The following is a 13,118-nucleotide window of genomic DNA, read 5'->3' as shown; positions in this document are numbered from 1 at the left end:
GAGCTTTTGCGACGACGCAATCCAGCCTTGCCTTGCGATTCTGGATTGCTTCGCTTCGCTCGCAATGACGAGAGAAAGAAGCCGCTACCTCAGTTCAGCTTCGGCAGCACCTGCTTGATGACCTGCTTGCCATCGACGATCTCGACCAGGAAACCCTGGCGATCGATGTCGCCGTTCTTGTCGAAGGTCGCGTCCATCAGGATGCCGGGCTCACTGGCCGCCTTGATGGTGAGGCCATGGAGGTTATCGGCGAACGCCTTGGAATCGACCTTGCCCATCTTCTCGGTGGTGGCCTTGATCATGTAGATCGCCAGATAGCCCTTGAGGCCGTTATGGTCAGGCACGTAATTGTACTTCTTGACGAACTTTTCCCGGAACGCCTTGATCAGATCGACCGGCGCGTCAGTGGTGAGGCCGACATGGCCGCGGGCGCCGTTCGCAGCATCCCCCGCCAGTTCGACCACCTTCTGGCCGACCAGCGTGGTTTCGCCGATCAGGGGCACGGTGACGCCCTGGCGCTTCAGCTCTTTCAAGATGCGGGCGCTTTCCTCTTCGTTCAGATAGATGAAGACCGCGTCGGGCGCAGCAGCCTTGATCTTGCTGACGTCGGCGGCGAAATCGGCCTGACCGGCTTCGGTGGAGAGGTCGGCAGCGACCTTGACGCCGAGCTTGGCGAATTCCTTGGTGATGACGTCGCGTCCGCCGCGGCCGAAATCATTATTCACCCAGACGATCGCAACCGATTTCGCCTTCACCTCGTCGTTGATGTATTTGGCGACCTTCGGCATCGAGGACTGCTGACCGAACGAGGTGCGGAACAGGAATTTGTTGCCGCCCTGCGTCAACTCGGCGGCTTCGCCGCCCATGATCTGGGCGATGCCGGCTTCGGCCGCGAGCGGCGCCGTGACCTTGACCGATCCGGAATAGCCGGGGCCGAGCAGGACGTAAGGCTCGCCGTCGAGCGCCTTCTGGACCTGGGCGCGCGCCACGCCGGGGTTGGATTGCGAATCGGCGTGGGTGACTTCCAGCTTGCGGCCGAGCACGCCGCCCTTGGCGTTGACTTCCTCGATCGCAAGATCGATGCCGTTCTTCCAGTTGGTGCCGACCGTGGCGCCGCCGCCGGACAGTTCGGCCACATTGGCGAGCTTGATGGGGGCGCCGGACTGCGCCAATGCCGCTGCAGCCGTCATGGTCGCGAGCAGGATACCTGCTAAAATTCCTGATTTCATTTCCATCCCCTGTTGTTTTGATCTTTTGATCTTGTCGACGCGAGCCTTGTCGTCGGCTACGCGTCCGATGTCGCAGAGTAGCGTCTTGCCATCACGGCGTCGAATGCATTTCCCATTTCGACGATCGACGGCTTCATTCCCGTGAACAATTCAAAAGCGTCCGCCGCCTGATGGATCGCGAGGTCGCGCCCGGTCATGACCTCGGCGCCCCTGGCTTTGGCCGCGGTCAGCAGCGGCGTCCAGAGCGGCGAATAGACCGCGTCGGCCACCCAGACGTCGCGACGGAGCAGCGCCTCCGGCACCGGCGTGCCGCGATCCGGCAGCATGCCGATCGGCGTTCCGTTGACCACGCCGACGGCACCCCGCAGCGCGTCTTCCACGGTTTGCGCAATCCGCACCGGTTGGCGACCGCGCAACTGTGCCGCGATCTGTTCGGCCTTGGCACAGTCGGTATCGAAGATGCTGAGTTCGGCGACACCGAGCGCGGCGAGCGCGTTAGCAATCGCCTTGCCGACGCCGCCGGCCCCGATCAGGGCAACGGGGCCATGACCCGATGCTTTCACAAGATTGCCGACCGCACGCTCAAAACCCGTGGCGTCGGTATTGTACCCGACCAGTCTTTTGTCGCGGACGACCACCGTATTGACCGCGCCGATCTCGCGCGCAGCCGGCGACAAATCGTCGAGCAGCGGAATCACGGCTTCCTTGTAGGGAAACGTCACGTTGACGCCGGCAAATCCGATGCGCTTGATGTTGTCGAGCAGCGTGCGCAGTTCAGCCGAGCCTTGGCCCGCGACCTCGATCAGTTGATAGTGACAACGGATACCGAGAGCAGCGGCCGCCTCTTCGTGCATCGCCGGCGACGCCGAATGCGCAATCGGGGCCCCGATCAGGCCGGTGAGAAACTTTTGACTGATCGAGGGCGGGCGTTTGGACACGTCGCTATGGTCTCGCAGTATCAACATGGGATTGCGCGGCTTAGAGCACCAAAACCGCGCAAACGATACCGCCTTTGCCAGATAACACAATTACCCATTTATTCCACAAACATAACTTGATGTTATTTTTTTCGGCCGCGCGATGCCGCCACCGCCGGACTTTTCCGGCTCGGCTCCAGTGCCCGCATTTCCGACCGCAGGCATTCGATGAAATGCTCGACATGCAGCGAGAGCGAGGCGCCTCGTTTCACCGCGATGTAGGTGTCGAACCTCGTGGGCTCCACGATCCGAAGCATTTCCACGCCGGGGTAGCCGCCATGCGCGACGGTGAACTGATCGATGACGGCAATCCCGAGCCCCGCCTTGACCAGCGCGCAGACCGTGGTGCCGAACCGCGCCCGGATCGTGATGTCGTAGGACAATTTATTGCGCGCGAAGATCTCGGCCATGATGCGCCCATAGGGATCGTTGGGGTCGATGCCGATCAGGGGGTAGCGGATGATCTCCGCGGCAGTGACCTGCTTTCGACCCGCCAGTTCGTGTCCCTGCGGCACGATGCAGAACAACTCACCCGACGCCAGCGGCATGAAATCGAGGCCCGGATGATCGAGCCGATAGCTCATGGCGACGCAATCGCCCTTGCCGAGCAACAAATAGTCGATCGCCTCCTCGATCTTGAGGATGTTGATGTCGATGTGCAGATCGGGATAGCGCCGACGGATGCGCTCGATCGCGCGCGGCACCATGATCTGGGAAATGCTCGGCACCGAGCCGATGCGCAGTTCCGACAGCGTGCCACGCCCGATCTTGGAGATGATTTCGGTGAGGTCGTCGACCTTCTTGTAGACGCCGTTGATGTGCTCGAAAATATTATGCGCTTCGGAGGTCGGGAAGTAGCGCCCGTTCTGGCGCTGGAAGAATCGGATGCCGAGCGAGCGCTCGGTATATTTCACCAGCCGGCTGATGCCCGGCGCCGACACGTTGAGCAGTTTTGCCGCCCCGCCGATCGTGCCCGTGATCATCACGGCCCTGATAACCTCGACCTGGCGCAGCGTCATCATATGCAGAAACTCCGACGGTGAACCTGAGAGATACTCCCATGTTCGATCGACGCAAATGACCTTATCAATGCCTTCTCAGGCTCGTTGTCAGAGTTTGGCCGCGGCGATCACCGCCTTGGCAGCATCCAGCGCGCGCTGGGCGCGGTCCTTATGGCCCATGGTTTTGGCCAGCTCGACGGTCGGGACTTCGAGGCTGACGGTGATATCCGCCGGCATGGCGCGCGCCAGCGAGACGAGGTCGATGCCGCCCTCGCCGGGAAACATCCGCTCATGGCGGGCGGCGTGGATCAGTTCTTCGTTCGTGGCGGGCCGCTCGGCCGGGCCGTCGCATAACTGCCAGTAATGCAGCCGGTCGACGGACACGCGCGCAAGTTCGGCGGTCGAACTCCTCGACCTGTCGAAATGCAGCGCATCGACCAGGATACCGGCATTGGCCTGCCCCATCGGCGCGACGATGCTGTTTGCTGTCGCCAGATCCGGGACATAGGTCCAGGGCATGAATTCGAGATCGGCCGTCAGCCCGTATGGGGTGGCGGCCTCGCAAAACCTCGCAAAGCTATCTCTGAACCGGGCGAGATCAGGATCGTAACCCGCGACCAGGATGTGCTTGGCGCCGAGCCCCGCGCCGGTCTCGAAGAACGCGGAAAAGCTGGCAATGTCGGTCTCGGGCCTGAGCGCGACCACTTCGAGGTCGGCTACTTTGATGCCGGTAGCGTCCAGCCGGGCCAGTGTTTCGTTCAGGCTCGCTTTGTCGTCCAGCGGATAGGCGATACCGCCGGGCATCGCGGGCAGCAGGCGAATCCCGACGGCGTCATAGCCGCAGCCAGCTGCAATGTCGATCAGCGCGGGAGGCGCCAGATCGAGGACGGTCAGCGCGGCGAGTGAGAACGACGGCATTATTCAAAGTCTGCGATACGGGCGTCGAGTGCGAACATGCCCTGATAGACCTCCGGCTCACCGCCGCCGAACAAGTCCGGCGTCATTTCGGTTGCTCGACGCAATGCGCCACCAAGCGCTGTCTCGTCAAGCGCCTCGATGATCACAAGGCCAGCAAAAATCCCTTCATCCTTCCGCATGCCCTTCTCGACCGTCGGCACCGAGGTGCGCGCCAGATCGGTCGTGCCGATCTGCACCGCAGCAATGCCGTCGAGTGCGACGAGCGCGTCCGCGAAGGCTTGCAGTTTTTCCGGCAGACGTTCGACGCGCAGTGCGGCGATGGTCGATCCCTCGCCGCGACCCGCTCGGGCCGTCATGACGCCGCCGCCGCGAATGAAATTGCCGAGCCGGGGCATGGTGCGTTGCGACCACGGCGTCGGGGCGTTGAGCCGCGCCAGATAGGCCGGGCCGTCGAGCACCTCGGGGGCTTCCAGTTCGTAGAGAATGAAGAACCTGGCGATGTCAGTTCGCGCGGCGCGGAACACGCGAACGCCCAAAAATCCCTTGGTCGTCACGCGCTCGGTGGTGTGCTCGCGCGTCAACCAGTGCCGGTAATCGGTCAGATGATCGGGCTCGACGTCGCTCCAGATCGCCAGAAAGCCTGCGCCGCGCATTCTCTATCTCCCCTTTAAGCCGTGCAGCGAGGCCGGAACCGCGTCCGGCAGCTTCCCGAGCCTTTGAACGGCGGCCAGCATCGCCGCAATATAGCCGTATGGGCCGAGACCGCAGATCACGGCGGTGGACGCGCTCGACGTGATCGAATGCCGGTGCAGCTCGTCCCGCGCATGGATGTTGGAGATATGGACCTCGATCTTGGGGCCTTCGAATATTTTCAGCGCGTCGATCAGCGCGATCGAGGTGAACGAATAGGCCGCCGGGTTCATGATGATCGCGTCATAATTGCCGTGCGCCGACTGGATCCAGTTGACCAGTTCGCCCTCGAGATTGGACTGGTGAAACGAGACCGTGACCCCGAGATACTTTGCTACTTCCTCGCAGCTTGTCTCGATCTCCTTGAGCGTGGTCGGGCCATAGATATGAGGCTCCCTGATCCCCAAAAAATTCAGGTTGGGTCCGTTCAGGATCATGATCTTGGTGGACATTGAGCCTCCCCCTTTACGCGCCTGATATGCCGCTTCTAGCCGGCAAGCCACTTGGCCGGGACCGTCACCAATGCCGGGAACAGCACCAGCAGAAACAGCACGATAAGCTGGGCGATCATAAACGGCCAGACGCCCTTGATGATATCTTCCATGCTGATCCTGGAGACGCCGCAAACGACATTCAGCACGATACCGACCGGCGGCGTAATGAGGCCGATGGAATTGTTGATGATGAACATCACGCCGAAATAGACCGGGTCGATGCCGGCCGCCTTGACGATCGGCATCAGGATCGGCGTCAGGATCAGGATCGTCGGCGTCATGTCGAGCGCGGTGCCGACAATGACGACGACGACCATGATCGCGAACATCAAAAGCGTCTTGTTGCCCATGAAGGGTCTCAAGAGGTCCACGACCTGGCTCGCTATCTCCGACACCGTGATCAGCCAGGAAGACACCAGCGCCGCGGCGACCAGGAACATCACGATGCTGGTGGTCAGGGCCGCGGAGACAAAGATGCCATACAGCTGCGAGAATTTCAGTTCGCGATAGATGCAGGTCGTCACGAACAGCGAATAAACCGCGACGACGACCCCGGCCTCCGTCGGCGTAAAGATGCCGAAACGCAAGCCGACGATGATGATCGCCGGCAACATCAGCGCCCAGAAGCCGTCGATCACGGCGTGGGCAACTTCCCTGAATGACGCCCGCGGCGGCGGCGTCAGGTTTTCCTTGTGGACCACCCACCACCAGGCGACACACAAGCCGGCACCCAGCATCAGCCCCGGAAAGATACCGGCGAGAAACAGCTTGGAGATCGACACGTTGGCGGCGACGCCGAAGATAACGAAACCGATGCTGGGAGGAATGACGGGACCGATGACGCCGCTCGCAGCCACAAGTCCGGCCGCGTATATCTTCTTGTGCCCCGCCGCAACCATCATCGGCACCAGCACGGCTGCGAGCGCCGCGGCATCGGCCGCGGCGGATCCTGATAGCGATGAGAGGATACAGGCCGCGAGGATCGTCACATAGCCGAGCCCGCCGCGGAAATGTCCGACCGCAACGAGGGCGACATTGACGATGCGCCTGGCCAGCCCTCCCTTGTTCATGATCTCGCCGGCGAGCATGAAGAAGGGAATCGCCATCAGCGGAAAGCTGTCCGCGCCATTGATGATGTTCTGCGCCACGATCTGCGAATCGAACATGTTGATCGTGCTCATCAGCGCGACGCCGCAGATGATCAGGGCGAATGCGATCGGCATGCCGAGCGCCATGGCGCCGAGCAACGAGATGGTGAAGACCGCGATGGTCATGTGCGGCGCCCCCGCGATGCCATCAGGCTTCCTCCTCCCTGACGGCGACCAGGTCCGATTCGCCGGCCTGGCCGGACACGACGCGGTACAGATCGTAAAGCAGCACGATGCCGGCGGAGACACCGAAGACGACACCGGCGAAATAGAAAATGCCGAGTGACAGGCCGGTTGCCGGCGCACGGTCGTCGAGGTTGATGATGGTCTGGCGCCAGCTTCCCGTCAGCAACAACCAGTCGGCAAACAGCATCAGGCAATAATTGACGATGAAGCAGATCCGTTTGCCTGCAGGGGACAGCATCCGGACCAGGCTGTCGACGCCGAGATGCGCGTGCTCGCGGACCGCCACGATGGCGCCGAGAAAGGTGAGCCAGACCAGCAGCCAGCGCGACAGTTCCTCCGAAATGGTAATGCCGGAGTTGAAGCCGTAGCGCAGCACGACATTGCCGAACACCAGCACGACCATGGCCGCAAGGCACAGCGCGATGACGAATTTGAGCATCGCGCAGTACAGGTCGAGAATGCGTGCCATCGGCGCCGTTCTTGAGCTGGAGTGGTTGCAAGACCGATCGAGACCGGCCCTGCTTTTTGCATATCAGCCGCGCATCACTTGACCGTTTTGCGGATTCGATCGAGCTCTTCGTTGAACAGCTTCACTGTTTCCGGCTTCAGGCTTGCGGAAACCTTTTCGACCACCGGCTGGACGGCCTTGCGCAGGCGCTCCAGCTCCTCCGGAGCCACGGCATTGTATTGCATTCCCTTGGCCTGCAATTCGGCGAGAGCCTTTTCGGTCTGCAGCAGCGTCTGTTCCTTCTGGTAGCCGCGGCTTTCCTCATAGGCTTCTTGCATCATCTTCTGCTCGGCCGGCGTCAGCTTGTCCCAGAATATCTTGCTGACGAGAATAATGTTCTCGGTGAAGGTGTGGCCGGTGGCGGAAACATATTTCTGAACTTCATAGAATTTGTTGGACAGGATGACGGTGTAGGGATTTTCCTGGCCGTCGACCGTGCGCGTTTCCAACGCCGAATAGAGTTCGCCGAACGCCATCGGGATCGGATTGGCTTTGAAGGCGCTGAACGATTCCAGATAGACCGGGTTCGGAATCACGCGCAGCTTGAGGCCGTTGAAATCCTCCAGCTTGGCGATCGGGCGCTTGCTGTTGGTGACGTTGCGGAAGCCGAGCCCCCAATAGCCGAGCGCGACCAGCCCGCGCTGCGGCAGCACATCCATCATCGCCTTTCCGAACGCACCCTGGACCAGCGCATCAGCCTGATCGGTGGTAGAGACGATGAAGGGGAAATCCAGCAGGCCGAATTCGGGAACGACCGTTGCGAGCGACGTGGTCGAAGCCGACAGCATCTCCTGCGTTCCGCCGCGCAGCGCCGACTGCTGCTGCAGTTCGTTGCCAAGCTGGGAAGCGGCAAACTCGCGAACGCTGAGCTTTCCGCCGCTCTTTGCCAACAGGATTTCGGCAAATTTCTTCACCCCAAGGCTGACGGGATGGTCGGTGTTGTTGAGATGTCCCCACCGGATGGTCCGCGCCTCTTGCGCGGAGGCAGCGCCGACCAGAAGCGTACCGGCGAACAGCGCCGCGGACAGACCTGTAAGCAGTCTCATTCATTCCTCCCTGAAACGATCCGGCGTCAGGCCCGCAGCTTGTTGCCGCGAATTCTTGTCTCAGCGCCGTCTTTTCGGTGGAAACCACATAACGAAATCATTGTCAAAGGATAATCACAATAATATATGATATATCTGATTTCATCATATGATCGTCGCATGCGGTAAAGCGGCCATTCGCGGTTATGTTGCCGGCGAATCGCCAGAGCCATGCCGGGCCCAACAACGGGATTAAGCATTGTCCATCCTGGAGCATCCCCAACCACCGATGTCAGCCGGCGACAGCGGCTATCACCGCATTCGCTCCGACATCATCTTCGGCGTGCTCAACCCGTCGGGACGGCTCAAGCTCGACTCGATGAAGGAGGATTACGGCCTCAGCGTTTCGACGCTGCGCGAGATCCTCAACCGGCTGGCTTCGGAAGGCTTTGTCGTTGCCGAAGGCCAGCGGGGCTTCGAGGTAGCTCCCGTCTCGATCCAGAATTTGCGCGAGCTCGCACAGCTGCGAATTCTGCTCGAACATCACGCGATGACCGAATCCTTCCGGGCCGGCGACATGGAATGGGAAGGCCGCGTGGTGTCAGCGCATCACAAGCTGGCGGCGACCGAGCGCGCCATCCTCACCGCGGGCGACGACCCCGAGCTTCGCAAGCGTTACGACGGCGAATTCCACCAGGCCTTGATATCGAGCTGCGGCTCGCGCGAACTGATGCAGACTCACTCGGTCGTGTTCGACAAATACTTCCGCTACGCCCTGCAATACCGCGGCAGCGCCACCATCGCGCAGCATCAGGCGCTGCTGGACTGCGCGCTGAAGCGCGACATCGAGGGTGCAAAGTCGATCCTGACCCAGCATATCAACAGCTGCGTGGCGCATGCGCTGGCGATCGGGACGCTGAAGTGAGTTGTTCGGTCGAGTTGTTGTGACCGGCCAAACAGATAACCGCCGGTGGGATGCCGAGACCGATTTGCTGGTGATCGGCGCCGGCGCGGCGGGCATGACGGCAGCATTGGTCGGCGCGCTCGAAGGCCTCCAGGTCATTCTGTGCGAAAAGTCCGACATGGTCGGCGGCACCACGGCGACCTCGGCGGGAACGGTGTGGATTCCCGGCAGCCGGCAGAGTGAGGCGGCCGGCGTGCCCGACAGCATCGAGGCCGCGAGAACCTACCTTGCGGCGATATTGGGCGATGACGCCAATGATGCGCGGCTCGCCGCCTTTCTCGCCACTGGGCCCGCGATGCTCGATTATCTCCAGCAAAGAACCAGCGTGGCCTTCGTGCCGCCGCCGGTGCATCCGGACTATCACGCACAGCCCGGCGCCGCGCTTGGCGGCAGGGCGCTGGGTGCCGTGCCGTTCGACGGACGAAAGCTCGGCGATGACTTCGCGCGGGTGCGGCCGTCGCGCCGTGAATTCATGGTGCTCGGCGGCATGATGGTCGGCAAGACCGACATTCCGTCGTTGCTGCACCCGTTTCGCTCCCTGGCAAATTTTTCGAACGCGGCTCGCCTGCTGGTGCGGCAAGCGCTGGACCGGATCAAGCATCCGCGTGGCACGCGCCTGATCATGGGCAACGCGCTGGTGGCGCGGCTGCTTTACAGTTTGAAGCAAAGCACGGTCGAAATCCGTTACCAGACGCAGCTCAGCGAGCTGATCGAGGACGATGGCAGACTCATCGGCGCGGTGTTCACCACAAACGATCGCGAGATCAGCATTCGCGCGCGACGGGGCGTCGTGCTGGCGGCAGGCGGCATCGGCTGGAGCAGCGAATTGCGCAACCGGCTGTTTCCGGACGGCACCCAGCGCTATTCGATGTCCCCGGACAGCAACACCGGCGACGGCATCCTTGCGGGCGAACGAGCGCATGGCGAGATTGCGCAGGACATCAGGAGCCCGGCGCTGTGGATGCCGAGCTCCGTGATGCCGCAGGACGACGGCCACCTCTCGGTGTTTCCCCACATCATGCTCGATCGCGCCAAGCCCGGCCTGATGGCGGTGAACAGTGCCGGCGTTCGCTTCGTCAACGAAGCCAATTCGTATCATGACTTCGTCGACGGCATGCTGCGGGCGCACCAGACGGTGCCCAGCATCCCGGCGTTCCTGATCTGCGACCGTGCTTTTATTCGCGATTATGGTCTTGGCCTGATCCACCCCGGGACGCGCGACCTCTCGCGTTTCATCAAGTCAGGCTATCTGTTCACTGGTAGCAGCATCGCTGCACTGGCGCTGCAAATCGGCGTTGATGGCGGCGCGTTCGCCGGTACCATCGAACGGTACAATCGCTTTGCCGAGACCGGTGTCGACGAGGATTTCGGCCGCGGCACCAGCGACCTCAACCGCTTCAACGGCGATGCCGGGAACAACCCAAATCCCTGTCTGCGCAAGATCGGCCCCGGTCCGTATTTCGCCGTCGCAGTCTGGCCTTCGGACCTCGCCAGCAGCGCCGGATTGCGCACCGACGCCAACGGCCGGGTGCTGACGTCTACAGGGCAGCCGATTCCCGGCCTCTATGCCGCCGGCGCCGACGCCGCCTCGATCTTCCTCGGCACCTATCCCGGTCCGGGGACCATGATCGGGCCGGCCATGGTGTTTGCATGGCGCGCGGCGATGGACATCTCAGGCAAGTCGAACGAGCTGGGCGTTACTTGATCGGCGGACGCGGCAGCACGGCTTCGCCGGCTTCCATCCGGTAGACATAGTCGAGCGAATACCAGGGCGAGCCGACGTCGGTTGCAGTCGGATGCGCCTCGTCATGCCGCACGAACTCGCCGATCAGCGCCTTGGTCACGCCGAACTGCACGTCACTGTCGATATGCGGGTCGGCGGGATCGTAGACCTGCGAAATCAGCACCTTGAATCCCGGCTTGAAGATCAGCGCATGCAGATGCGCCGGCCGATAGGGATGCCGCTGCTGCGCCTTCAAGAGCCGCCCGACCACACCATTGGTCGGAATGGGATAGCCGACCATCATCACCGAACGAAACGCGAAGCGTCCGTCGGCATCGGTCGTGAACTTGCCGCGCAAATTCATCTCGGCCTGTTCAGGATCCTGATTCTCGTACAGGCCGACCGGCGAGGCATGCCAGATATCAACCTCGGCGCCCGCAATCGGACGACCGGCGTGATCGACGACGCGCGCGGTGACGAACAGCGCCGCGCCCGGCGTGTCGGACCGGACGATCGAGCCGCCGTTTTCGACGCGCGGCGAGTTCAGCCGCCAGAACGGCCCGAGCAGCGATTGCGCCGTCTCGGTGTTGCCCTGATCGCCATTGTTCAGCAGGCATACCAGCGAGGAAACGCCGAGCGAGCCCGCGATCAGGATGACTTCGTTGTGCGTGTCTGTCGTTTGCTTGCCTAGCTCCACGAGGATAGCGGCGGCTTCGCGGAATTCGGCTTCGGTCAGCCGGACATCACGGACAAAGCCGTGCAGATGCTTGACCATCGACAGCATGATCTCGCGCAACCGTGGATCAGAGGTCCGCTCCATCACGGCAGACGCTGCAACCGTGACATCCTGCTCGCGCCCGATGATCATTCCGCGCTCCTTGCGGCCGCGACGGCGCCGCGCTTAGACGTCGAAGAACACCGTCTCGTTGTCGCCCTGCATGTGGATGTCGAGCCGGTAGACCGCGTTGCCGTTACAGTTGGCCTGCTGGGCGATCAGCGTTGCGCGACGGTCGGCCGGCACCAGCGCCAGCACGGGATCCGTGGCATTGCCTGCCTCGCCGCTGAAATAAATCCGCGTGTACAGATGCAGCAGCATGCCGCGCGCGAACACCGCGAGCGCTAGATGCGGGGCCTGCGGCTTGCCATCGGGATCGGGCACGATGCCCGGCTTGATGGTGTCGAAGGAATATCCACCATTGCCATCGGTCCCGCAGCGGCCAAAACCCTTGAACGACGAATTGGGCAGCGCGCGCTTGTCCTGCGGATCGGAGAAGCGGCCTTGCGCATCGGCCTGCCAGATCTCCAGCATGCAATCCACCATCGGCTTGCCGTCGCCGTCGAACACCCGGCCCTCGACGCGGACGCGCTCGCCTGACGTATCCGCCGTCACGAGATTGTTCGAGAAAGCGTCGTTCCAGTCATACTGGCCGTTCGACGTCAGGCCGTAGGCGAAATACGGGCCGACGGTCTGTGATGGGGTAACGCCTTCCGGCTTGCTCTGCGCCTTGGACACTTACTTGGTCTCCATCGGCGTGGCGTTGCGCCCGCGCAGCACAATGTTGAAGCGATAGCACAGCGCCCAATCCGGCTTGGTATTTTCGAGGTCGAAGTCGGACACCATCCGGTTGCGCGCCTTCTCGTCGGTCACCGAATTGAAGATCGGATCGAACGGGAACAGCGGATCACCGGGGAAATACATCTGCGTCACCAGCCGCGAGACGAAGGAATGCCCGAATACCGAGAAATGGATATGGGCCGGACGCCAAGCGTTGTGATGGTTGCCCCAAGGATAGGCCCCGGGCTTGATGGTGACGAAGCGGTAATAGCCTTCGCTGTCCGAGTGCGTGCGGCCAGCGCCGGTGAAATTCGGATCGAGCGGCGCGGGGTGCTGGTCGACGACATGGACATAGCGGCCGCAGGCATTGGCCTGCCACAGTTCGACCAGCGTATTGGGGACGCCGCGGCCGTCTTCATCGAGCACGTGGCCATGCACGATGATGCGCTCGCCGAGCGGTTCGCCCTTGCCCTGGAGCGTGAGGTCGTTGTCGTTTTCGCGCACCGTCTCGTGGCCGTAGACCGGCCCGGTCAGTTCCGACAGCGTATGCCGCATCGGGATCAGCGGCTTGGTGGGCGAGCGCTTCACCGTGCTCTTGTAGGCCGGCGACAACCGCGGCGGATGCGCCACAAGGCTTTGCAGCGGATAGGACAGTGTCATGACGAATTCCTCCCTGGCCTGACCGGTCGCCGCGCCGCAG

At 62.2% G+C, this 13,118-nt stretch carries 14 protein-coding genes; 2 read left to right on the top strand and 12 right to left on the bottom strand.

Annotated elements, in window-relative coordinates:
- Positions 1-89: 89 nt before the first annotated feature.
- The 9 genes from ABIE49_RS23125 to ABIE49_RS23085 form a co-directional block, all read right to left on the bottom strand.
- Positions 90-1,229, bottom strand: a complete 1,140-nt coding sequence (locus tag ABIE49_RS23125; protein ID WP_192736418.1) for an ABC transporter substrate-binding protein — start codon at positions 1,227-1,229, stop codon at positions 90-92.
- Between the two features lie 56 nt (positions 1,230-1,285).
- Complete coding sequence (locus ABIE49_RS23120; protein ID WP_354066932.1) at positions 1,286-2,167, bottom strand: shikimate dehydrogenase; 882 nt, start codon at positions 2,165-2,167, stop codon at positions 1,286-1,288.
- Between the two features lie 122 nt (positions 2,168-2,289).
- Positions 2,290-3,228 (bottom strand): LysR family transcriptional regulator, encoded by a 939-nt coding sequence (locus tag ABIE49_RS23115; protein ID WP_192736416.1) that lies wholly within the window; start codon positions 3,226-3,228, stop codon positions 2,290-2,292.
- 87 nt (positions 3,229-3,315) lie between these two features.
- Complete coding sequence (locus ABIE49_RS23110) at positions 3,316-4,125, bottom strand: sugar phosphate isomerase/epimerase family protein (protein WP_192736415.1); 810 nt, start codon at positions 4,123-4,125, stop codon at positions 3,316-3,318.
- Positions 4,125-4,778, bottom strand: a complete 654-nt coding sequence (locus ABIE49_RS23105; RefSeq protein ID WP_192736414.1) for a hypothetical protein — start codon at positions 4,776-4,778, stop codon at positions 4,125-4,127. Before ABIE49_RS23105 ends, ABIE49_RS23110 begins: the two co-directional genes overlap by 1 nt.
- 3 nt (positions 4,779-4,781) lie before the next feature.
- Positions 4,782-5,267: a type II 3-dehydroquinate dehydratase gene (gene aroQ / locus ABIE49_RS23100; protein WP_192736413.1), complete on the bottom strand. Its 486-nt coding sequence runs from the start codon at positions 5,265-5,267 to the stop codon at positions 4,782-4,784.
- 35 nt (positions 5,268-5,302) lie between these two features.
- The gene (locus ABIE49_RS23095; RefSeq protein WP_192736412.1) at positions 5,303-6,583 is read right to left on the bottom strand and encodes a TRAP transporter large permease subunit; all 1,281 of its coding nucleotides are present in this window, start codon (positions 6,581-6,583) and stop codon (positions 5,303-5,305) included.
- 22 nt (positions 6,584-6,605) lie between these two features.
- The gene (locus tag ABIE49_RS23090) at positions 6,606-7,112 is read right to left on the bottom strand and encodes a TRAP transporter small permease (protein WP_192736411.1); all 507 of its coding nucleotides are present in this window, start codon (positions 7,110-7,112) and stop codon (positions 6,606-6,608) included.
- A gap of 74 nt (positions 7,113-7,186) precedes the next feature.
- Positions 7,187-8,197 (bottom strand): TRAP transporter substrate-binding protein, encoded by a 1,011-nt coding sequence (locus tag ABIE49_RS23085; RefSeq protein WP_192736410.1) that lies wholly within the window; start codon positions 8,195-8,197, stop codon positions 7,187-7,189.
- 268 nt (positions 8,198-8,465) lie between these two features.
- Between ABIE49_RS23085 and ABIE49_RS23080 the strand changes: the two genes are divergently transcribed.
- On the top strand, positions 8,466-9,101 hold the full coding sequence (locus tag ABIE49_RS23080; RefSeq protein ID WP_192736545.1) for a GntR family transcriptional regulator: 636 nt from the start codon (positions 8,466-8,468) through the stop codon (positions 9,099-9,101).
- 19 nt (positions 9,102-9,120) lie between these two features.
- A complete protein-coding gene (locus tag ABIE49_RS23075; protein ID WP_354066931.1) occupies positions 9,121-10,845 on the top strand; it encodes an FAD-dependent oxidoreductase in 1,725 nt (574 codons plus the stop codon).
- Here the strand turns inward: ABIE49_RS23075 and ABIE49_RS23070 are convergent.
- The 3 genes from ABIE49_RS23070 to pcaH are packed head-to-tail and all read right to left on the bottom strand — an operon-like array spanning position 10,838 to position 13,078.
- Entirely contained in the window at positions 10,838-11,731 is an 894-nt protein-coding gene (locus ABIE49_RS23070; RefSeq protein ID WP_192736409.1) for a dioxygenase family protein, read from the bottom strand. The two genes, ABIE49_RS23075 and ABIE49_RS23070, sit on opposite strands and share 8 nt — an antisense overlap.
- A gap of 33 nt (positions 11,732-11,764) precedes the next feature.
- Positions 11,765-12,376, bottom strand: coding sequence for a protocatechuate 3,4-dioxygenase subunit alpha (gene pcaG, locus ABIE49_RS23065; RefSeq protein WP_192736408.1), 612 nt, complete (start codon positions 12,374-12,376; stop codon positions 11,765-11,767).
- On the bottom strand, positions 12,377-13,078 hold the full coding sequence (gene pcaH / locus ABIE49_RS23060) for a protocatechuate 3,4-dioxygenase subunit beta (RefSeq protein WP_192736407.1): 702 nt from the start codon (positions 13,076-13,078) through the stop codon (positions 12,377-12,379).
- Between the last annotated feature and the right edge of the window lie 40 nt (positions 13,079-13,118).

Origin of the sequence: Bradyrhizobium sp. OAE829, assembly GCF_040546575.1 — a bacterium.
Lineage (GTDB): Bacteria > Pseudomonadota > Alphaproteobacteria > Rhizobiales > Xanthobacteraceae > Bradyrhizobium.
The sequence above is the reverse complement of the archived record's forward strand: the minus strand, read 5'-3'. Positions and strand labels throughout refer to the sequence as shown.